The sequence below is a fragment of the Limnomicrobium aquaticum genome, from assembly GCF_040545545.1.
Lineage (GTDB): Bacteria > Pseudomonadota > Alphaproteobacteria > Rhizobiales > Rhizobiaceae > Ensifer_A > Ensifer_A aquaticum.
This window is the reverse complement of the sequence record NZ_JBEPMB010000001.1, coordinates 19983-40490: the sequence shown is the minus strand read 5'-3', so window position 1 is coordinate 40490 and position 20508 is coordinate 19983. Positions and strand designations below refer to the sequence as shown.

Here is a 20508-nt window from a genome sequence, read left to right as displayed (position 1 = left end):
GATAAAATTATGGTGCAACCAGCAATATGGGGAATGCAATCGGCCGCTCCGGCGGCGCGAACGGATGTCGCTGCTCGTCTGAACGGGAGCCTGGATGGCGCATTGTCGTGTCATGAGGGAGCTGCAGCACCGGCATATAAGTTGGTCGGTACGATTTGGGCAGATAGCTCTGTCGCGGGCTATCTCTCATACAAGATTTGGGATGGCACAGCATGGCGCCAATTCATGCGCATCACGAAGGCCAGCGGAGCGGTTGTCTTTGCCGATGGCGTCAATATTGATGCATTATCGAAACTGCAGGACATAGCGTCGCGCGGCTCACTTTCTGGCCAGCGGAACAAGCTTCTCAATACATCAGGTCAGCTTATTCAGCGTGGCAGTGCGACCATTGCGGCCGGGTCATCAGCGTACGTTTTTGACCGCTGGTACGTGACCAACAACACGAACCAGAGCGTCACCGTTTCACAAAACTTGTTGGCACTTGGCAGCGGTTTCGCCATGAACGCACGCACCACGATGCGTCATACGTTCGCGTCGGCACCGACAACAGGAACACTTCGCATCGAGCAAAGAATAGAGTTTGTTGATGCTCTCGCATCCGGATTGGCAACATTTACGAGCTGGATGAGCGGCCCGGCCGGAGCGGAGACGCTGGCGGCTGAGATTGTTCAGAACTTTGGCACGGGCGGTTCGCCGTCAGCGCAGGTCGTCACCACCATGATCTTCGCTGGTAGCAGCCCGACCACAATCTACAACTCATCGACAAATCGACGCTGCTGGGTCGTCACTATTCCGTCGATCGCGGCAAAGTCTAGAGGCAGCGCCGGAAACGACTACTTGGCTGTGGCGAAGATTCTAACACCGCGCCAAGCTGGCAATTACGATGTTACGTGGGAATCGTTTGTCGAGGGAGATGCGTCCAACGAGAACGATCCACAGTCGCCTATTCATCCTTCGCTTCTTGAACTGTACTGCTTCCGCTATTTCCAATCGTTTGCCCACATTATCGATTTTGCCGGTTCTGCTTCATATTCTCCTTATCAATCGACGCGATATCTGGCGAGGATGAGGGCTACGCCTGCTCTAGTACCGACACGAACATCATTCAGTGGTTCGTTTACAGGACCGTCATTCTACCCATACGTCGACTCGTTCAACGCATATTTGTCGTCGCCGAGCGGAAGTTCGAACACATGGGTGGGCAACATTTCTCTCAACGCGGAACTCTAAAACATGACATATAAGCTTGATCGAATGGGCTGGATAATTCGTATTGACGATGGCGCTGTTATACCTGCAGATCCGGGAAATCGCGACTACGGCCTGTATCTTGAATGGGTTGCGGCCGGCAATAAGACAGCGCCCTACGCTGAGGCTATCACCTCCGAGATGATCCGCGCTGAAGGCGCCCGCCGCCTTGCACTGATTGGCTCCCCATATTCTCAGGAAGAGCGGGAGACTTGGTCGCAACAGGTCACCGAAGCAAAAGCAATCATTGCGGATGCGAGCGCAGATGCGCCGCTACTCTCTATTCTTGCCGCCGCAGATCAAGTTCCGGTCGCTCAGATGGCCTCAACCGTGCTCGCGAAGGCTGATGCCTTTGCCGCAGCTGCCGGCGCGGTGCTGGCTGCGCAGCGCACGCTTCTATCAATGGACCCGCTGCCGGCGGATTACGCCGGAAATAGCCGGTGGGTTCGATCTTAAACAAAATGTGGTCGCCGACGGCGACAGCAATCGGAAAGTACCAGGTGCCGGCCCGAAGGCCGGAGGCGGGATGAAGTTTGGCGACCGAACCCGCCCGGAAGCGACCAAGGATAACCTCCGCACCTGTGGCCCCGAGGGGCCGACTGGGTTGTGGATTACGTCTGGTTAAAAAATGGAGAATATACGCTGCCAGTGCGGCGCTTTGCTTTTCCAAGCAGAGGCGATTCGCGCTGTTATCAAGATCAAATGCCGTCGTTGCGGCACCATGAATCATCTGAGGCCAATGAGCCCTTCACAAGATCGCCGAGAGCGACCTAATTGGAGAAACTCGTGTGGCTTTATATTCCCAGAGAAATGATAGGCTTAACGGACTTGCCCTCTGCGCTGGCGTTGGAGGACTGGAGGTCGGCCTCCATATCGCAGAACCCGGATATCGTACTGTCTGCTACGTTGAGCGGGAAGTTTTCCCAGCGGCCACCCTCGTGGCGAGGATGGCTGACGCGGCCTTGGATAACGCTCCTGTTTGGGACGATGTTACCACCTTCGACGGCGTGCCTTGGCGTAGAAAGGTTCATCTCGTCACTGGAGGATATCCATGCCAACCATTCTCCTTTTCCGGCTTGCGAAAAGGAGAAGACGACCCCCGCCATCTTTGGCCTAGCATCCGACGCATCGTCTCCGAGGTCGAACCGGAATGGTGCTTCTTCGAGAATGTCGAAGGTCACTTGTCGTTGGGAGCCTCCACTGTCATCGGCGACCTTCGATCAATGGGTTTCAGAGTTAAAGCGGGCTTGTTCAGCGCGCTCGAATGTGGCGCGAGCCAGATTCGGAGACGCGTCTTCATTATGGCCCACGCCGACAAAGTCGCTATACTGCAACCGGATCGAACTGGAGCTTTCGTCGGCCGGGATGAAGTTCAGGGACGACCCCACTCAAACGGGCTCGCAGGTTGCTCTGGGAAAGGTGGCGCGCCTCTGGACGCACATCTGGCTTTTGATGAAAGCCTGCGGGGCGACGCCAACACGGACGTTCAGGTTCCAGTCTTCGCACCCGCTCCACATCAGTTTGCAAGCTGGGCCGAGATCCTCGACAGGAGACCTGACCTTCAACCCGAATTTTTCGGACTGGGTGATGGGCTGGAAAATCGGATGGACCGATCCGATGCGGCCGGTAACGGAGTGGTCAGCTTGGCTGCAGCTTATGCGTGGCGAACTCTTAAGGCTGCCATGCTGAAGGGTAACTAAGAATGCTGATGGGCGTGCACTTTCTTCGATTGCCCGCGCCCATCAGCAACCCAATCGTTAGCGACGTTCTATTTTTTGTTTTCGTGTCCGAAAGCTAACGCCGTTTTGTCCAAAAGGTCGCGCCGCGCCACAGAAAAGGCGTCCGACCACGAAGTCGATAAAGGCCCTCAGGCGCGACGACATCTGCCGCCCCGACGACCATAGGATGGAGAACTGACCGGGATCGACGAGAAAGCGGTCCAGGAGGCTGACTAGCGCGCCGCCCCGGATCGCGTCTTCGGCGAGAAAGTCGGGCATATAGGCAATACCAAGGCCATTGATCGCCGCGGCCCGCATCGCCTCCATATTGTTGCAGGTCAGCACGGTGCGCATGCCTGGCACCGGCGCTTCGACAGAGATGTTCCAGTCCTGGATCTTGCCGGAGGTCGGGAAGCGGAAGCGCAGCGCATCGTGCAGGGCCAGATCGGCAGGTCGGGCGGGCGTTCCCTTGCGGTCTAGATAACAGGGCGCCGCGCAAAGCACGAAGCGGAACGGGCCGAGTTTGCGCGACATGAGACTCGAATCCGCCAGCAGTCCGCTGCGGATTACGGCGTCGAACCCGCCATCGACGACGTCAACGAGGTGATCGTTGAAGTCGAGTTCCAGTTCAATCCCCGGGTAGCGGCCAAGAAATTCGGCCAATACCGGCAGCAGGAAACGATAGCCGATGGTCGGCAGGCTGATCCGCAGCATACCGCGCGGCGTGCCAATGCTGCGAGTGACCAGCTCCTCAGCGTCGCGCAGGTCACCGAGGATGCCGCGGCAACGATCTCGGAACAGCGCACCTTCCTCGGTGAGCGACACACGCCGGGTCGTGCGATGGAACAGCCGTACCCCGAGAGACGCCTCCAGCCGCGCCACACTTTTGCCGATCGCTGATGACGACAGGCCAAGGTCACGCCCGGCCTCCGCAAAGCTCAGGCGTTCCGCGGCTCGCACGAATGCGGAGATGTCGCTGAGATTGTTCATAGCGCATTATTACATCCCCATAGGACACAATGAAAGGATCGCCCGGCGGATTATCGTCAACCCGGCAATGAGCGAGAAATGGGTTTCGACGTGGGGGGGCACCTCCCGCAACCGCCCGAGCCGGAGAGCACAGAATGATCGATACCCCCCAAGTCCAGGATAGAAGCACGTTGGTGCTGGGCGCGGTCTGCCTTGCTGCACTGACTCTTCCGCTGAGTTTTTCCGCAGGCGCGGTCGCGACGCCGGCGATCAGCCGGGATCTCGGCGGAAGCGCTGTGGCGCTCACCTGGATCACCAACGCTTTCATGCTGACCTTCGGCAGCCTGATGATGGCGGCCGGAACTCTGGCCGATCGTTATGGCCGCAAGCGGATCTTCGCCATCGGCGTGACCACGTTCACCTGCTTTTCGCTGATGCTTGGGCTCGCCCCCTCGGTCTGGCTGATCGACCTGCTGCGCGCCGGCCAGGGCGTCGGCGCGGCGGCGGCCCTGGCCGGCGGCAGCGCAGCGTTGGCGCAGGAGTTCGTCGGTCAGGCGCGAACCCGCGCCTTCAGCCTGCTGGGCACCACGTTCGGTGTCGGCCTTGCCTTCGGGCCGGTCGTGACCGGCCTCGTGGTAGAGAGCGTCGGCTGGCGGGCCATCTTCCTGACCAGCGCGATCGTCGGAGCGGCAGCGCTGCTGCTCGGGCTGCCGCGCATGCGCGAGACGCGAGATCCGGAGGCAAGCACCCTCGACTGGGCGGGAGCCCTCAGCTTCACGGCGATGCTCACCGTCTTCACCGTGGCGATGATCCAATCGTCCGCCGTCGGCTGGACCAGCCCGGCGATGCTTGCCCTCGGTGCGGCCTTCGTGGCCTTCATGGCGGCCTTCGTCGTTGTCGAACTGAGGATGGCGCGCCCTATGCTGGACCTGTCGCTGTTTCGCTATCGGCGGTTCGTCGGCGTCCAGCTTCTTCCAGTCGCGACTTGCGCGTGCTTTGTTGTCCTGCTTGTCCTGCTTCCGCTGCGTTTCATCGGCGTCGAGGGGCGCAGCGAGATCGAGACCGGCCTGCTGATGCTGGCGCTGTCCGCGCCGATGCTCGTCATCCCTACCGTAGCAGCAATGCTCGCGCGCCGTGTCTCGTCAGGCCTGCTATCTGGCATCGGCCTTGTCGCCGCGGCGGCCGGGCTGCTATGGCTGGGGACGGTGGAGGTCGGAGATGCTCGATCAATCATCGCGCCGATGCTGCTCATCGGTATCGGCAGCGGCCTGCCCTGGGGGCTGATGGACGGCCTTTCTTTGAGCGTGGTGCCAAAGGAACGCGCTGGGATGGCGACCGGCATCTTCGGCACGGTGCGCGTGGCTGGTGAAGGCGTGGCGCTCGCTGTTGTCAGTGCTACGCTCGCCGCGCTGATCGCGGCGGCACTCCATCACGGCCCCGGCCTGTCCGGCGATGTTTTGGCGCAGGCTGGGCAGCGGCTGGCGATCGGCGACGCGGCGGGGGTGACGGTATTGTCGCCTCAACTCGATAGCTCGACCGTAACGCAGGCATATCAAGCCGCCTTCACGACCCTCTCGCGGGTGCTGGCCGGCATCACCATGATATGCGCGGCTGCAGTCTTTGCACTGCTCGCGCGGCGAGACGAAAAAAGGCCACCGGCGTAGAGGTTTGAGAGCGGGCAGCCAAAAGTCGCGGAACTCGGGAGGGCCTTAGAGGGCGATAGCGTAGATGTATTTCTCGTCTTCACCCGGCGCGGTGCGCCAAATTCCGCCGATTGCCCTCCATGTTACGCATGCGCCGCCGGAACTGCGCCGGTATGAAACGCGCGCGACAGTTTGTGAGTGGAGAAGCGTAGCAACGGCGGCTTTCGGCGGCAGAAAAGTTCGAATCTTTCCGGTCCTTTCTCGTCGTTCAGATCGGGAAAGTTGGGCCACGTGCGATCCAACTGTCAAACCAGTGCCAGGGCGCGCGGAACCCAGTTTCTTCCTGTCCGGGACGTTTCACACGGAGGCGATGAGGATGCCGGGCCGACATTGCAAGCCGTGCCGGCATTTATGGCGTCATGCCTTCTCGTCGGGCGCAGCCGCCGGGGTCAGATGTGTCAGTTCGCACAACCAGCGGCCCTCGACGCGGCGATAGATGTCGGTGATCCATTCATCCGCGCTGATCGGGTCACCGCGGAACCAGCCCGTGTTGTGACCCCGGCCCGTGACGAAACCCGTATCGCCGAGGGCGCGAACAACCCTGCTCTGCTTCGTCATGGTATCGTGAACGAGGGTTCCGCTGGCGATCGCGTCCAACACGGCCGCGCCGGGGATAGGGCCGCGCTCGGGCGTCACCAGTATCCAGTCCGCGCTGATGCACTCACGGATTTTCGCGGGATCGTTGGAGATCATCGCGCGGTTGAACGCCGCCTCGGCATCCACCAGCGCCTGTTCGTCGGCGGTCATGCTCCGGTCTCTTCATTCCAGCGCCGCTGCATTTCCTGAGGTGATACTGTCTCGATCGTCTGCGACAACATCCAGCGATGACCAAAGGGATCGAGCACCAGCGCGCTGCGTTCCCCGAAACTCTGGTCGGTCGCCGCGCGCAACACGGTGGCACCATGCGCGGCAGCCAGGGCCACATCCGCGTCGACGGCCTTGGTGGACAAATGCAGCGTCACCGGGGAACCACCGATCGTGTCCGGACTGACCGCGCCGAAATCGGGATACTCGTCGCTGAGCATGACAACACTCTCGCCCAAGCGCAGCTCGGCATGGCCGATGCGCCCGTCAGACGGGTCAGTCATCCGGAAGATTTCCTCGGCGCCAAAGGCAGCCTTGTAGAAGGCGATGGCCGCTTCACCCCCGCGCACCACGATATAGGGTGATACCAAAGTGATGGACGACATGATCGCTCCTTGCAAAGATATTTAATTTACGATACGGAACGTAATTAAATGAGTCAAGATCAATCATTATCGCCGCGCCCGCGCGGCAGGCCACCGAGCGCGCCGGCGCGTCACAAAGCGTTGCAAGCGGCGCGCGACATTCTGTTGAGCGAGGGGTTCGGTCGGCTAACCATCGAAGCCGTCGCCGCGAAATCGGGGATCAGCAAACCCACCCTTTATCGTAACTGGGCCAATGCCGGCGAGCTGGCGATGGCGGCGCTCATGGCCGATCCCGATTTGCAGGCGGACAAGGCCAAGGGCAGCCTGGCGGGATCGCTACGCGCCCAGATGCAAGCCCTTGTCACGGCTTTTGCAACGACGCGCGGGCGCCAGATCGCGCTGGCGCTGGCAGCGTCCGATCCCGAAAGCGAAATGACGAAGGCCTTTCGCAACCGTGTCATCCTATCGAGCCGGGAAGCCGGGCGGCGCCTCATAGGCGAGGCCGTCACGCGAGGCGAGATAGTGTCGCCTGTCGATATCGAGACGGTGCTCGACATGATTTACGCGCCCGTTTTCTATCGGTTGCTCGTTGGTCATCTGCCGCTCGACCTTCAATTTGCCGACAGCCTAGTGGCCCGGGCGCTTGCCCTGCTTGTACGCTGATGGGGGTGGGAACCATCCGTTCGACTGCGCGCGGGACATTCTGATGCCCTCCTAAAGGAGGGCTATAGCGTAGACATAGTTCTCGTCTTCACCCGGCGTGGTGCGCCAACTTCCAACCGCCTTTCCGTTTTCATGCCGAAATCGTTGCCTATAGCGCAATGGGCCTTGCCTCCGGATCGATAACAGTCGGCCGTACGGAAAGAACGATGGCATTCGTCGGGCAGAGATTCGGGCACCCCGGATTGTGGGGTGCACCGAAAAGAGGCGGCACAGACCAGGGTCGATGCCGCACCACGTTCGGCAATGTGTCTGGCCTCACCCATTACCCGCTTCGTAGAGTGCGACCGCGTCGGCACCACCGGGAAACTGAAGCCGGGCTGACGTATCATGAACGGCATCCCAGACGGCCTCTGCGACATCCGTTTCCTTCGTCGTCATGGCGGGCCGCGCAAAAGCCTCGAAGATCGGCGTTGCAAAACCGGCATAGGGTGGCGGGATCAGATCTTCGATCCGAACATCCGTGTTCTGGGCGAAGCGCGTCGTCGGTGCGTAGCCCGGTTCCACCAGTTTCGCCCGCACATTGAAGTAGCCAAGCTCATGTGCCAGCGAACCGGTGAAGCCTTCGATCGCCTGCTTGCTGGCGGTGTAGGCGGCAGCAAGTGGCATGGCGGCTAGCGTCACGCTCGAGGTCACGTTGACGATCACGCCAGACCGGCGCCCACGCATCTGCGGAATGACCGCCTGGCACATGGCCATGACGCCGAACGTGTTGGTGGCGAAAACCTTGCGGACATGTGCCATGGGCGTCGCCTCGAATGCGCCGACAACGCCGATGCCGGCATTGTTGACCAGAACATCGATCGGCCCGGCCGCCGCGACCGTTGTCGCGATACTCTCATCGTTTGTCACGTCGAGCGGCAAAAGACGCAGCTTCGGTGATGCCGGGAAAAGGCTGGCGTCGGGGCGACGCATCGTGGCGATGACATTCCAGCCCTTGTCGAGGAAGTGGCGGGCCGTTTCCAGGCCGTAGCCAGAGGATGTACCGGTAATCAAGATCGTTTGCATGGGAACCTCCATTCGTTTCGGATGGTTCCTTGATAGCGCCGACCGGTGAGACGATCTATAATCAAAAGTCCAGACATATTTTCCAATCGTCCAAAATAAGGATTGGTGTCGCTTTAGCCTCCGACGCGAAAGCGACTGCCATTGATTCGGGCGAATTGCCCCGGCGGGTAGCCGAGCCGCTTGCGGAAGGCCGTGCTGAACGCGCTGGCGGATTCGTAGCCGATGTCGTCTGCAATCCGGTCAAGCGTCTTGGCACCCCGAAGCAGAGCGTCTTTCGCAAGAGCCATCCGCCAGCGAGCGAGATATTCGATCGGGCCACAGCCCAGCACCGCGCCAAAGCGTGCGGCAAAGGCGGAACGCGATTGACCCGCGATGCGGGCAAGGCCTGCGACCGTCCAGTCTGCCCGCACATCGGTATGCATGGCCGCAAGCACGCGCGCCAGAGCGGGATCACGCATGCCATGAAGCAAGCCGGCGCGGTCATCATCCATCGTCGTTCCCTGCGAGCGCAGAGCCTCGATGAGAAGAACCTCCAGCATACGTTGGAGTATCATGTCCTTGCCAGGTTCCTCGCTCCGGCATTCCTCCGCAATCAGATCGATCAACCGGCCGAGGCGCGCCGTTCTTCCCTCTGACGGCGGGAGATGGATCATGCGTGGTAACAGGGCAAGCAGCAGCGGCGCATTCGCCGTTTCGATGCTAAACGTTCCGCCGAGCGCTGTGAAATCAGCCTCGCCCTCCTGCTCTCCGTGACGAACCGGCACATCCATCGGCTCTGTGGGCGTCCCAACGATGTCGGATCGGCTGCCGAGCGTGAAGGCCGGCGTGGCCGGCAGAAGCAGGAATGCCCCCGTGTTCAGCTTCAAGGGCGCTTCGCCCTCAAAAGTGACCCAGCATTCGCCCTTCAGAACGATGGTGAAACCGGGGGCATCATGAGCAGCATAGCGCACCGCCCATGCGCCCCGGCCGGAAATAGGCTTCGAGACGGCCGTGTTCGGCCGAAGTAGGGCGATCACATCGCTGAGAGGGTCCACTTGGATGATCCATGGATTAATCTTAGAATAAATTATGGATCGTCCAGGCCGGCAAGTCTAGTGCCTGATAATGGGAAGGGTGGTACCTCGAGAACCGGGGGTTTAAGCAACCCGCGCAACCGTTTTTGCTGAGACAGGCTTGAAGCCCTTGTGCCCGTTTCTGACAATATGGCCATACAAAAAGAGTGATCTGCGAGAACGATCGCAAAGCACCCCGGCCGCGTTGAAGCACCTCCCATCTCTCAAACCCCACCAGGGCGGTTAGAACACCACGACCTGCCGGATCGCCTCGCCGGTGGCCAGCCGCTCGAAACCCTCGTTAATCTCGTCGAGCGTGATCCGATGCGTCATCAGCTTTTCGATCGGTAGCTTGCCGGCCTGCATCATGGCGGCGAAGCGCGGGATGTCGCGCACCGGCACGCAGGAGCCGACATAGGAGCCCTTCAGCGTCTGCTCGCCGACCGTCAGCGACACGGCGGGAATGGTGAATTCGGCCCTCGGGTTGGGCAGGCCGCCGGTGACGGTCGTGCCGCCACGACGGGTGATCTCGTAGGCGAATTTCAATGCGGGGGCCGCCCCGGCGAGTTCCACCGCCAGATCGACGCCGCCCCTGGTCAGCGCCTTGACCTCGGCGACAGCCCCCTCCTTGGTCGGGTCGATGGCATGCGTGGCGCCAAGCTCCTGCGCCAGCGCCCGCTTGTGTTCGGCCATATCGACAGCGATGATCGTTTCCGCACCCGCAGCGACTGCGCCGAGCAAGCCGGCAAGGCCCACCCCTCCGAGGCCGACGATGGCGCAGCTTTCACCCATTTTCAGCTCACCCGAGTTCAGCACCGCGCCGACGCCCGTCAGCACCGCGCAGCCGAGAAGGGCCGCGCGATCGAGCGGGATCGACTTGTCGATCCTGATGCAGGAGTTTTCGGACACCACGGCATGGGTTGAAAAGGCTGATACCCCGATATGGTGGTTGATCGCCTCACCCTTGTAGCGCAGCCGCCGTTCGCCGCCGAGCAGCGTCCCCTTGGCCGCCGCCGCCGCACCCGGCTCGCAAAGCGCCGGCCGGCCGGAGGCGCAGGGAACGCAGTGGCCGCAGGAGGGTACGAAGACGAGGACGACGTGATCTCCAGGGGAGAAGCGCGTCACCCCCGGCCCCACCGCCTCGATCACGCCCGAAGCCTCATGGCCCAGCGCCACCGGCATGTCGCGAGGACGGTCGCCATTGATCACCGAAAGGTCGGAATGGCACAGCCCGGCCGCAGCCATCTTCACCCGCACCTCGCCGAAGCCGGGATCCTCCAGATCCGCCTCGACGATCTCGAGCGGCTTCGTGTCCTGATAGGGACGCGCTGTCCCCATGGATCTCAGCAGGGCAATTCTGGCTCTCATGTCACTCTTCCCTTGATATTCATGTGTCTTATCGGTGGCCGAAGGCGAGCGCGGTTACGACCAAAAGGCTGGCTGCGATAGCAATGACAATGACCGCAGCGCGGCGGCGGCGCATCTCGGCTTGCGCCTGCCCCACCCGCAGGCGCGGGCGCGGCACATAGGCCGGCACCTGAACCAGGGCCGGGCTTGCCAGTTCCATCTTGTAGGAGAGAAACCAGACCAGACCGAGCCCGGCCACCCACATGGTCAGCGACCAGCCCCAGAGCGAGGGCATGCCGAGAACCCAGTGGCCATCCGTACCCAAAAAGGCGTAATTGCCGAAAACCAGCCCTGGACCAATCGCAAGAAACAGCCAGGCGAGCGTTGCCGACCAGGCAGTCGAGCGCAGCGCACGAACGCGCGGACTGCCGGCAAGCTGACCGAACAGGAAGCGCCGGGCCTCCTCTCCTTCCTCGCCGAAGCCGCGCCTCTGCGTGAAGGCGGAGATCAGAAGCGTGAAGGCGGCATTGGCAGCCATGCCCCAGGCGGCGGAATGAATGGTCCAGGGATTGCGCCCCCAGGGCAGATCAAGCCCGAAGAAGGACAGGACCGAGATGCCGAATGGCTCGGTGAGCAACACGCCGGCAATACCGAAGCCGACGCCGGTTACGGCGGCCGGCCGCGTGATCCAGCGGAACCAGGTCATGCCGAGCAGCGGCGTCCAGAGCTGGAAGCTGAGCGGCAGGGCGAGCGAGGCGAGAAGCGTCAGCGCCACGGGGGTCAGCACCTGCATGAGCACACTGGCCAGCACGAGCAGGCCGATGACGACGCGCGTCAGCGTCACCGTATCGCGCCGCGACAGACTGGCATGGAAGAATGGCTTGTAGAGATGGCGCACCAGCGTCTCCCCGGCAGACAGGAGCGCGACCGCTGCCATGACCTGCACGCCCGCCAGCAGACCCAGGAATATCCAGGCCGAGAACCAGGGCGAGAGACCGGCCAGCAGGCCCGTGAGCGCATGTGCCGGATCGATGAGCGCGCTGGCCCCGACAATGGCGATGCAGAAGGCAACAAGCGCGCCTGCCGCACCGGCCATGACCCAGGTCTGCCCGGCCGCGAAACCGCGCGGACTTGCGGTGGAAAGAACCACTTTCATGATCATCGGGCTCGCCTGCAGGCCCATCAGCGCCATGGCGAAGGAGAGGCTGGCAAGCGCCGTGCCTTCATGCCCGGCGGCTGCCTCTTTGCCGAGACCGGCCGTGAACTGCACGACACCTGTCACGATGAAGCGGGTTGCCGTTGCGGGATCGGCCGCGAGTTTCGCAAGCCCCGCATTCATCGCGGCAAATCCGCCCGAGGCAATCAGCGCGAAGCCGGCCAGCGCAACAATGGCAGCGCCCGCGACGACCGACTGGATCGCGCCGAGATAGCCTGCGGCACGCATGCCGCCGATGACGACATAGGCAAACAGAATGAGGCCAAGCAGGGCCGCAGCCATCTCCTGCGAGACAAGGCCGCCGCCGAGATCGGAGGCGAGCTGCGACAGCGCATGAAGCTGGAGCCCCGCAAAGGCGACCGCGAAGAGCACAGCGACGACAGCGGAAAATGCCGTCAGGAACTCCGAGCCCCAATAGGCGCGCAGCAATTCGGTCAGCGAGGAGACCCGCAACCGCTGGCCCAGCAGCCATATCCGCTTGAAGAAGACGACACCCGGCAGCGCCAGCGCCACGCCGGCCTGGAGGGTGGCGGCGAGCCCGAAACCATGGTGGCCTATCTCGTCCGCGCCGGCCAGCACGGCCCAGCCGGAGAGGCTCGCGCCCGCAATCACCAGCGCCGAAATCCAGGGCGAAAGGCCGTGAGCGGCGGAAAAGAACGTCTGGTAGTCGCCATTCGCCTGCGCACTGAGCCGCGCCCAGTAGAGAACGACGATCGAATAGAACAGCGCAAAGAGCGGAAGCCAGATCATCAATGCGCCTCCGATCCGTCGGTCGGCTTCATATGGAAGCGCGAGAACGCCCCGCGCAAACCATGCCGCGTGAACAGATAGGCGAGGAAACCCGCAGCCAGCACACCGAAGAGCGTCAGGCCGGAGTAATAGTCCGCCATCGTCATGTCGCCGCCCGTCGCCGAGATCACGAAGATGAGGCCGAGCACGCCGTAGGCGCCGATCCCCAGTGCCGCTTCGCCTTGCGTAAAGCCGGTGTCGAACAGGCCGTTGACGACGATATGGGCGACGAAGGCCAGAACGATCGCGAGAACGCCGGCGCTCGAGAGGGCCCACCAGTCGGTTTTCATGCCCTCCAGGAAGACGCAAAGGCCGAAAAGCCCGAGCACGGCCCAGATCGCGAAGATCAGCACGGAGCGTTCAATACGGGCGTCGGTCTGGCTCATGGAAGGGTTCCTGCATCGTCACGCGGGCGGAGGCGACCGGCCGGGCAGACCCCGGCCGGACATCAGGTTCAGTTCGGCCGGTTCTTTTCCTTGGTGGAGGCAACAGGTGCCGCCGGCTCGGTATAGACGACCTTGGAAAGGTCGCTCAGCGTATGCGGCCGATGGATGGTCTCGGCCGTCAGGCCGATCTCGCCGAGCAACGTGTCGACGAAGGGCGCCTGCGTGCGGTAGCGCAGCGCGGAGCTGACGACCTGTTCGGCAAGGTTCCCGTCACGCGGCGCGCCCGCCTCGTCGCCGGCAACCAGCTGGCCCGATCCGCCGCCGGCAAGGCCCGGAAGCCCTTCCACATGCAGGATCTTGATGCCTTCGATCTTCTCCATCGGCTTGACGCTTTCGCGGATGATCGCGGGCAGGTTCTCCACCAGCGAGCGATGCAGCGCCGAGCGGCGGCTTGCGTCGGAGCGCATGTTCTCCGCCGCATTGAGCCGTTCCTTGCCCGCAGCCTCGACCTTCATGCGCTCTTCCAGTGCGGCGACCGCGATCCGGTCGGCATCGGCGCGATCCTTGGCGGCGGCCTTTTCGGCTTCTGCCAGGATGCGGATGCGGGCGGCTTCGGCTTCCGCCGCGCGTTCGGCCTCGATGCGCTCGATCGCCTTCTGGCGGTTGGCGATCTCGGTGTCGCGAACCGTCATCACCTTTTCCTGCGCCTCGATCATCGCGGCGCGCGCCTTCTCGGCCTCGGCCTGCGCCTCGGAGCGTTCCTTGGACTTGATGGAGACGGCGATCTCGCGGGCCTGTTCCTCGATCTGGATCGTCTCGCGGCGGCGGATTTCCAGCCGTTCGACTTCGCGCTCCATGTCGATGCGGCTGCGCTCGACGGCTTCGCGCTCCTTCAGCTTGACCGACTCGATCTCGCGTTCGCGCTGGGCGTTCTGGGCAGCGATCTCGGACTTCTTTGACGCCCGCTCAATGGCGACCTGCGCCTCATGCGAGAGCCGGGCATATTCGCTGTCGCGTTCGATCTCGAGGCTGCGCTTTTCGGCTTCGAGGTTCTTGGCGCGGATGGCAATTGCCGTGTCCTTCTCGATGTCGTTGCGCTTCTTCTTCCGGCTTTCTATCTGCTCTGTCAGATGCGTCAGGCCTTCGGCGTCGAATGTGTTCGACGGGTCGAAGAGCTTGATGTCGGTCTGGTCGAGCGAGGTGAGCGACACGGATTCCAGCTCAAGACCGTCGAGCGCAAGGCTTTCGGCCACTTCCTGCTTCACTTCCTTCACGAAGGCCTGACGGTTCTCGTGGATGAATTCGAGCGTCATCTTGGCGGCGGCCCCACCCATGGCGTCGACGAAGCGGCCCTGGATCAGGTCCTTGAGCTGCTCGGCATTCATCGTGCGATTGCCAAGGCTGCGGGCGGCGGTCGCCACCGCATCCGTATTGGGCGCTACGCGGACATAAAACTCGACGGTGAGCTCGACGCGCATGCGGTCCTTGGTGATCAGCGACTTTTCCCGCGCGCGGGTCACTTCCAGCCGCAGCGTGTTCATGTTGACCTCGGTGAGGTCATGCAGGATCGGCAGCACCAGCGCGCCGCCGCCCATGACGACCTTCTCGCCGCCGAAGCCGGTCCGCACGAAGCTGACATCCTTTGTGGAACGGCGATAAAGCCAGTGCAGAAGATAGGCAGCGACCGCAATGACGATGGCCGCCAGAATGATGATGGCAATGACGTCTGCACCCTTCATGGACGTATTCCTTCTGAATGAGCAGGGGTTTCAGGCAAATGATGGAAATCAGGCACCGGCCTTCTCCTCGGACGAGAGGACGGCGGTCGACAGAACGGCGATGCCGAAGGCCATGCGGTTGAGGATATCGGCGACGTTGTAGGCGACCGAGATGCTGCCATCGTCGGTCATGCCGGCAAAGGCGGTAAGGAAGTTGCCGAGCGGGTAGATCGCCCAGCCGATGGTGACGATCAGCCGGAGCCAGAAATAGCCGCGCCGCAGCGTATCGCCGGTCGAAGACCGCACCACATCGTCCATGCGGCCGAAATAGAATTCGCCGAGCAGATAGAGCCAGAAGACGAGGCCGATGAGGAAGGCGAGTGTGGGATGCATGAAGGCCGCCTCGCCGAGATAGCGGACGAAAACCATGAGCATGGAGACGATGACCAGCCGCCAGAACAGACCGGCGGAAAGCTTACCGGCCGTGCCGGCGAGGAAGAAGAGCGCCATCACCTGGAGCGGCATGGACACCGCCCAGCCGACATAGTGATAGACGACCGGCACGCCCTGACCCGCAAACCACGCCTCGCGCGCCTCGTGGACAGAGCCCACGCCAACCAGCGCCGCCAGCGCGCAAAGCACGACGGGAAGTCTCCACTGCTTGCCGATCCAGGCCGTTCCCATCAGGAGCAGCACCGTGGTTGCGGCAAGACCGAACAGGTCGGCGGAGAAGCTGGCCGCAGTGAGGTCGGGTGTCTGATAGACCGCCATAGTCATTGTCCTCCTTGAAGGAAAAGGTCGTGTCGCATTGCGTTCACCTCAGATCTGCGTGCGGATATGCGGCGAGCGTGCATAGAGCGCCACCATGGGAAGGATGAGCAGGCCGAAGATGAACTGCTGCCATTTGAAATCGAGGCCGATGCCGACCAGGAAGCTGGAAAGAACCTGAAGCACGAGCACGCCGATGACCGTAAAACCGTAGCCACCCGCGCCGCCAAGGAGCGACGTGCCGCCCACGACAACAGCCGCCAGCGTCAGGAAGAGATATTGATCGCCCACCCCGATGAAGCCGCCGCCGGACCAGCCGAGCAGCAGCCCGCCGGTGAGTGCTGCAAAGAAACCGGACAGCGCATACATGATCACCCAGTAGCGCATTTCGGAAATCATCACGCGGCTGGCCGACGTGCGGTTGACGCCGAGTGCATAGAGGTAGCGGCCATAGACGGTCGTGCGCAGCCCGACGATGAGGATCAGCGCGATCAGCGCCCAGACGAGAATGACCGGCGGGAACGGCAGGCCGAAGGTGGTTCCGTTCATGGCCGAGATATTGGCAAGCCACGGCGGCACGGTGCCGAAGACGTTGCCGGAATAGGCCGAGCCGATGGAGGTGACGATCTGCACGCCGCCGGAAATCGCGAAACCCGTGCCGAGCGTCACGATCAGCGCCTGCCCCTGAAGACGATAGCTGAGCAGCCCGTTGATGACGCCGAAGATCGTGCCGATCAGCAGCACGATGATCGTGGCGAGCCATGGCGGCACGCCGAGGCCGATCAGATAGAGCAGCCCGACATTGGCCCCGCCGATAATGAAGGGGATCGACAGATCGAGCCCGCCGAGCAGCGCCACCAGCGTCTGGCCGATCGAAGCAATGCCAAGGAAGGAGGCAAAGAGCAGCATCGACTTGATGTTGTTGCCCGAGGCAAATCCCTCGATGTTCATCGAGCCGACGGAGAACAGGCCCGCCAGAACCATGATGCCGATGAAGGCGGAGCGGTTCTGCTGGAACTGCCGGCCGAGCGTGCGCGTCAAGACAAGAATGGCGAGCAGGATGATGAGCGACAGGACATTCCAGATATTGAAGAAGCCCGGAATGGAAAGCGACAGCAGCAGGAAGGCGGCGAGCACCAGCGCCAGCCCGATCAACGGCCACCGATATTGCATCCAGGCCTGACGCAACGGGCTCGGCCCATCGGCGACCAAGGTTTCGGTATCGACAAACTGGCCGATGACATAGCGCCAGGCCCAGACGGTGAGCGCGAGCGTCGCAATGGCCGACAGGATGACGACCTGCACGGCCATGCCCTGCGCGAAGCCGAAGCCCGCGCCGAGACCGGCGAGCAGGATGGCTATGACGAGGCCGAGAATGCGGGCCGGAAGGCCGATCTGTGGCAGCTTTTCCATTAGCGAACAGCCTCCGTGCCCGGCACTGAAACGCCCTCATGCATGACCCATGCACCGCCGAGAACGAGGGCGGCAACCACCACGGCCACCGCCGGTCCGATGCTGCGCCGGCTCGCCTGGCCAACCGCAAGACGCAGGAAGACGGCCAGTACGGCGAGGAGGATGGAGAAGAAGACGAAGGGCATGGCCTGAGCCCTCAGCGCCAGGGTCTGCGGCGTCAGCGTGGCGATCTCGAGCGGTGCGGTCAGCGCCTTCTGCATGTCCATCGGACCGGGCAGATAGGCGGGCGCCTCGCCGAGGCTCGTGTAGTCGAACGTGGCATGCAGCGCGATGCCGAACACGACGACGCCGAGCGACACGAAATAGAGCAGCGGCGAGAAATTGCGGATATGGCGCTGGATGACGGGGATCAGCAGCGTCAGAAGCAGCGAGATGACGAGGATCGCGCCATAGGCAAGGTTCGTCACGAAGCTCTGGACCGAGCCGAAGTTGAAGCTCGAGAGCACGAAGGTGATCATGTAGAGATTCAGCGCCCCGAGCGCCGAGCCGAAGACGCCACCCCGCCCGCCGGCAAGCGATGCGCCGCCCAGAACCAGCGCCGTCACCGCGATCAACGTATAGGTCGTGCCCTGCGACGGGTCGCCGGAGGAAATCAGCGCGGTGAAGCAGATCGAGGCAAGGCCGGCAAAACAGCCCGAGATCAGATGCGCGCCGATGCGCACGATGGTAATCGGTACGCCCGACGTATAGGCCGCGCGCTCGTCCGAGCCCATGAGGCGCAGGTGGGTGTAGAAGGCTGTCGCCGTGAAGAGCAGCCAGGCGACCGTCGCCAGCACCAGGATGACCAGAACCGGCGAGAAGATCGATGTGCCATAGCCCCATTCGGCCATGAAGGGAGGGGCAACGCCACCCGGTCGCGGCAGGATGACGAGATTGATACCCGACAGCGCCAGATAGCCCGACAGCGACACAATGATCGGCTGCACGCGGACGAAGATGACGATCAGCGCGAAAATGAACTGATAGGCCGCGCCCACCGCCATGCAGTAGAGGAAGACAGGGATCGGGTTTTCCAGCACGCCGCCGGCATGCAACTGGATCATCGTCACGTTGATGAAGCCGATCAGCGGGCCGACAGACAAGTCGACCGTACCGCGCCCTGCAATGGTCGATGCCATGAGCGTGTAGGTCGCAAGAATGAGCGGCGTAACGACGATGATGGCCGCGCCGATGCCCGAGGGTGTCATGAGGCTTGGCGTGCGCAGCACCGCGATCGACAGAAGCGCGAAGAAAAGCGTGATCGGCATCAGCAGAAACGGGTTGGAGCGCCCGCCCTGCTCGGCCGCCTTCGCGGCAACCGGTTCCGCACCGGATGTCTCTTGCTGCCTCACCGGAAGGCTCATGTCCGCCCTCCTTCGATGCGCGCGCCGTTTTCGCCGAATTCGACGATGCGGATGGGTTTCACCGTTGGTGTGGTCTTTGCGCGCGCAGGTGATGGATCATTCGCGAACCGTTCCGCCGGCACCGCATGCGCCACGCTTCCGGCCTGAACCGGTGCGGCGGAAGCCGGCTGCGGCCTGATTTCGGCGGGAACGTCAACGCGCACCCGCGGGCCGTCGCTTTGCACAGCGACGGCGCCGGCGGATGCGCCGGCAGCCTGCAGTGCGCCGGGACGCAGACCGTAGGCAGCCTTCAGTCCTTCGCCGCCGGTCTGGCCGAACATGGCCTCCAGCACGCGCTTCGGCTCCAGGCTCCGTCCGTCGAAAGCATCGAACGGCGCACCATCGCGAAAGACGATGACGCGGGTGGCGAAGCCCAGAAACTCCTCGATCTCGGAGGAGAGATAGATCACGGCCCTGCCCTCTTCGGCATAGGCGCGCAGATGCCGGTAAAGCTCGGTCTTGGCGCCGACATCGATCCCGCGCGCCGGATCGTTGAGAATGATGACATCGGGCCGCATGGCAAAGCCGCGCCCGATCAGCACCTTCTGCTGGTTGCCGCCCGACAGCGAGGTGATGCGGTCTTCCTTGACGCCGAACTTGATCAGCAGGTTCTCCGCCTCGCGCTTGAACAGCGTGGACAGCGTGCCGCGATCGATGAAGCCGAGAATGCCGCCGCGCTTTTTCTCGCGATAGAGCGGCATGACCATGTTTTCGAAGATGGAGAGCGAGGCGAAGATGCCCTCGCGCTTGCGGTCACCGGACACATAGGCCACCTTGTTGGCCACGGCCTCCGGCAGGTTTCGAACAGGTTGCCATGTGCCGTCGCGGGCGGCCACCTGCACGAGTCCCTGCGATGCACCCATGACCCCGGCCAGAACGCGCACGAAGGCGTCCTGCCCCTGCCCGTCCAGACCCGCAATGCCGACCACTTCACCCCGCCGCAGATCGAAATCGAAAGGTTTGGAATTCGGCCAGACGGCAAGCTTGCGCGCCTTCATCGCCCGCTCGGACGTCTTCGGCTGCGGGGCTTGGGCATTTGCATGGCCTGCCGAGCGGTCCTCGCCGGTCATCAGCCGCAGCAGGTTCTTTTCGGTAATGTCTTCCTTTTCCAGAACGCCTACATCGCGGCCGTCGCGAAACACGGTGGCGCGGTCGGAAATTCGGACCAGTTCGGCAATGCGATGGGTGACGATCAGGATCGTCGTGCCGCGATCGCGCAGCGCCCGCATCCGGGCAAACAGCCGCTCGGTGGAATCGAAGTCGAGTGCGGCGGAGCTTTCATCGAGGATCAGGATGCGCGGTTCAGACAAAAGTGCGCGCGCAATCGTGATCCATTGTTTCAGGCCCAGCGGCAACGTGCCAACCAGGGCATGCGGATCGACAGGCTCGCCGGACAGTTCCTCCATCAGCTCGGCGGCGCGCGCCACCTTGCGCTCCTGCGAGAGCGTCTTGGAAAAGAGCCGGTCCGAGCCCATGAAGATATTGTCAACGACCGAGCTTTCGTCCGCCACCAGCACTTCCTGATAGACCGTGGATATGCCCAATGCCCGGCTTTCGGCCGGCGTGGAGGGCGTTTCGCCCAGAATGGAAACCGTGCCGCTATCGACCGGCAGGATGCCCGAGACGACCTTGGCCATGGTGGACTTGCCGCAGCCATTGCCGCCGACAATGGCGTGGATTTCGCCCGCGCGTGCCGAAAAGGAAGCCCCGTCGAGCGCCCGGGTCGGCCCGAAATACTTCTTCACGCCACGCACCAGGATGGTCTCCCGGCCGGCAGGCTGTGCGATCTCTGGAGCTGTGGACGTCATGAGACTACCCATCTGGTCGCGACGCGACCGATGA

19 protein-coding genes are annotated in these 20508 nt (G+C 62.6%); 6 read left to right on the top strand and 13 right to left on the bottom strand.

All coding sequences use genetic code 11. The annotated features are described in order from the left end of the window. Positions 1–9 precede the first annotated feature (9 nt). The 4 genes from ABID16_RS00195 (at position 10) to ABID16_RS00180 (ending at position 2948) form a co-directional block, all read left to right on the top strand. Positions 10–1230 carry a hypothetical protein gene (locus ABID16_RS00195; RefSeq protein ID WP_354553916.1) on the top strand — a complete coding sequence of 407 codons (1221 nt, stop codon included), beginning with the start codon at positions 10–12 and terminating at the stop codon, positions 1228–1230. Between the two features lie 3 nt (positions 1231–1233). After that, a complete protein-coding gene (locus ABID16_RS00190; protein WP_354553912.1) occupies positions 1234–1704 on the top strand; it encodes a hypothetical protein in 471 nt (156 codons plus the stop codon). 172 nt (positions 1705–1876) lie between these two features. Next, positions 1877–2062, top strand: coding sequence for a Com family DNA-binding transcriptional regulator (locus ABID16_RS00185; protein ID WP_354553908.1), 186 nt, complete (start codon positions 1877–1879; stop codon positions 2060–2062). Further along, on the top strand, positions 2037–2948 hold the full coding sequence (locus ABID16_RS00180; protein ID WP_354553904.1) for a DNA cytosine methyltransferase: 912 nt from the start codon (positions 2037–2039) through the stop codon (positions 2946–2948). The genes ABID16_RS00185 and ABID16_RS00180 overlap by 26 nt, the downstream gene beginning before the upstream one ends. 57 nt (positions 2949–3005) lie before the next feature. Here ABID16_RS00180 and ABID16_RS00175 read toward each other — a convergent pair whose 3' ends face one another. After that, positions 3006–3956, bottom strand: coding sequence for a LysR family transcriptional regulator (locus ABID16_RS00175; RefSeq protein WP_354553900.1), 951 nt, complete (start codon positions 3954–3956; stop codon positions 3006–3008). A gap of 134 nt (positions 3957–4090) precedes the next feature. Between ABID16_RS00175 and ABID16_RS00170 the strand changes: the two genes are divergently transcribed. After that, entirely contained in the window at positions 4091–5599 is a 1509-nt protein-coding gene (locus ABID16_RS00170; protein ID WP_354553896.1) for an MFS transporter, read from the top strand. A gap of 396 nt (positions 5600–5995) precedes the next feature. Here ABID16_RS00170 and ABID16_RS00165 read toward each other — a convergent pair whose 3' ends face one another. Together ABID16_RS00165 and ABID16_RS00160 are read right to left on the bottom strand one after the other, a co-directional pair. Further along, positions 5996–6385, bottom strand: coding sequence for a nuclear transport factor 2 family protein (locus ABID16_RS00165; RefSeq protein WP_354553892.1), 390 nt, complete (start codon positions 6383–6385; stop codon positions 5996–5998). After that, complete coding sequence (locus ABID16_RS00160; RefSeq protein WP_435532373.1) at positions 6382–6831, bottom strand: VOC family protein; 450 nt, start codon at positions 6829–6831, stop codon at positions 6382–6384. The genes ABID16_RS00165 and ABID16_RS00160 overlap by 4 nt, the downstream gene beginning before the upstream one ends. A 45-nt stretch (positions 6832–6876) precedes the next feature. Between ABID16_RS00160 and ABID16_RS00155 the strand changes: the two genes are divergently transcribed. Next, positions 6877–7470, top strand: coding sequence for a TetR/AcrR family transcriptional regulator (locus ABID16_RS00155; protein WP_354553885.1), 594 nt, complete (start codon positions 6877–6879; stop codon positions 7468–7470). A gap of 315 nt (positions 7471–7785) precedes the next feature. On the opposite strand, the gene ABID16_RS00150 is transcribed toward ABID16_RS00155, so the two are convergent. The 10 genes from ABID16_RS00150 to ABID16_RS00105 form a co-directional block, all read right to left on the bottom strand. Next, complete coding sequence (locus ABID16_RS00150; RefSeq protein ID WP_354553881.1) at positions 7786–8535, bottom strand: SDR family oxidoreductase; 750 nt, start codon at positions 8533–8535, stop codon at positions 7786–7788. A gap of 113 nt (positions 8536–8648) precedes the next feature. After that, positions 8649–9569, bottom strand: a complete 921-nt coding sequence (locus ABID16_RS00145) for an AraC family transcriptional regulator (RefSeq protein ID WP_354553877.1) — start codon at positions 9567–9569, stop codon at positions 8649–8651. A 261-nt stretch (positions 9570–9830) separates the two neighbouring features. Further along, positions 9831–10955 carry a zinc-dependent alcohol dehydrogenase family protein gene (locus ABID16_RS00140; protein WP_354553873.1) on the bottom strand — a complete coding sequence of 375 codons (1125 nt, stop codon included), beginning with the start codon at positions 10953–10955 and terminating at the stop codon, positions 9831–9833. 28 nt (positions 10956–10983) lie between these two features. Next, positions 10984–12900 (bottom strand): hypothetical protein, encoded by a 1917-nt coding sequence (locus tag ABID16_RS00135; protein WP_354553869.1) that lies wholly within the window; start codon positions 12898–12900, stop codon positions 10984–10986. Continuing rightward, entirely contained in the window at positions 12900–13325 is a 426-nt protein-coding gene (locus tag ABID16_RS00130; RefSeq protein ID WP_354553865.1) for a hypothetical protein, read from the bottom strand. The genes ABID16_RS00135 and ABID16_RS00130 overlap by 1 nt, the downstream gene beginning before the upstream one ends. Before the next feature lie 68 nt (positions 13326–13393). After that, a complete protein-coding gene (locus ABID16_RS00125) occupies positions 13394–15064 on the bottom strand; it encodes a flotillin family protein (RefSeq protein WP_354553861.1) in 1671 nt (556 codons plus the stop codon). 48 nt (positions 15065–15112) lie between these two features. Then, complete coding sequence (locus ABID16_RS00120) at positions 15113–15814, bottom strand: bacteriorhodopsin (RefSeq protein WP_354553857.1); 702 nt, start codon at positions 15812–15814, stop codon at positions 15113–15115. 48 nt (positions 15815–15862) lie between these two features. Beyond that, positions 15863–17224 carry an ABC transporter permease gene (locus ABID16_RS00115; protein ID WP_354553853.1) on the bottom strand — a complete coding sequence of 454 codons (1362 nt, stop codon included), beginning with the start codon at positions 17222–17224 and terminating at the stop codon, positions 15863–15865. Next, positions 17224–18627, bottom strand: coding sequence for an ABC transporter permease (locus ABID16_RS00110; RefSeq protein ID WP_354553849.1), 1404 nt, complete (start codon positions 18625–18627; stop codon positions 17224–17226). The genes ABID16_RS00115 and ABID16_RS00110 overlap by 1 nt, the downstream gene beginning before the upstream one ends. Next, a complete protein-coding gene (locus ABID16_RS00105) occupies positions 18624–20474 on the bottom strand; it encodes a sugar ABC transporter ATP-binding protein (RefSeq protein WP_354553845.1) in 1851 nt (616 codons plus the stop codon). Before ABID16_RS00105 ends, ABID16_RS00110 begins: the two co-directional genes overlap by 4 nt. Between the last annotated feature and the right edge of the window lie 34 nt (positions 20475–20508).

Bases quoted from the DNA above. Each gene is read 5' to 3' on its own strand.
- ABID16_RS00195 (WP_354553916.1), top strand. From the start codon at position 10: ATGGTGCAACCAGCAATATGGGGAATGCAATCGGCCGCTCCGGCGGCG.
- ABID16_RS00190 (WP_354553912.1), top strand. From the start codon at position 1,234: ATGACATATAAGCTTGATCGAATGGGCTGGATAATTCGTATTGACGAT.
- ABID16_RS00185 (WP_354553908.1), top strand. From the start codon at position 1,877: ATGGAGAATATACGCTGCCAGTGCGGCGCTTTGCTTTTCCAAGCAGAG.
- ABID16_RS00175 (WP_354553900.1), bottom strand. From the start codon at position 3,956: ATGAACAATCTCAGCGACATCTCCGCATTCGTGCGAGCCGCGGAACGC.
- ABID16_RS00170 (WP_354553896.1), top strand. From the start codon at position 4,091: ATGATCGATACCCCCCAAGTCCAGGATAGAAGCACGTTGGTGCTGGGC.
- ABID16_RS00165 (WP_354553892.1), bottom strand. From the start codon at position 6,385: ATGACCGCCGACGAACAGGCGCTGGTGGATGCCGAGGCGGCGTTCAAC.
- ABID16_RS00155 (WP_354553885.1), top strand. From the start codon at position 6,877: ATGAGTCAAGATCAATCATTATCGCCGCGCCCGCGCGGCAGGCCACCG.
- ABID16_RS00150 (WP_354553881.1), bottom strand. From the start codon at position 8,535: ATGCAAACGATCTTGATTACCGGTACATCCTCTGGCTACGGCCTGGAA.
- ABID16_RS00140 (WP_354553873.1), bottom strand. From the start codon at position 10,955: ATGAGAGCCAGAATTGCCCTGCTGAGATCCATGGGGACAGCGCGTCCC.
- ABID16_RS00135 (WP_354553869.1), bottom strand. From the start codon at position 12,900: ATGATCTGGCTTCCGCTCTTTGCGCTGTTCTATTCGATCGTCGTTCTC.
- ABID16_RS00130 (WP_354553865.1), bottom strand. From the start codon at position 13,325: ATGAGCCAGACCGACGCCCGTATTGAACGCTCCGTGCTGATCTTCGCG.
- ABID16_RS00125 (WP_354553861.1), bottom strand. From the start codon at position 15,064: ATGAAGGGTGCAGACGTCATTGCCATCATCATTCTGGCGGCCATCGTC.
- ABID16_RS00120 (WP_354553857.1), bottom strand. From the start codon at position 15,814: ATGGCGGTCTATCAGACACCCGACCTCACTGCGGCCAGCTTCTCCGCC.
- ABID16_RS00115 (WP_354553853.1), bottom strand. From the start codon at position 17,224: ATGGAAAAGCTGCCACAGATCGGCCTTCCGGCCCGCATTCTCGGCCTC.
- ABID16_RS00110 (WP_354553849.1), bottom strand. From the start codon at position 18,627: ATGAGCCTTCCGGTGAGGCAGCAAGAGACATCCGGTGCGGAACCGGTT.
- ABID16_RS00105 (WP_354553845.1), bottom strand. From the start codon at position 20,474: ATGACGTCCACAGCTCCAGAGATCGCACAGCCTGCCGGCCGGGAGACC.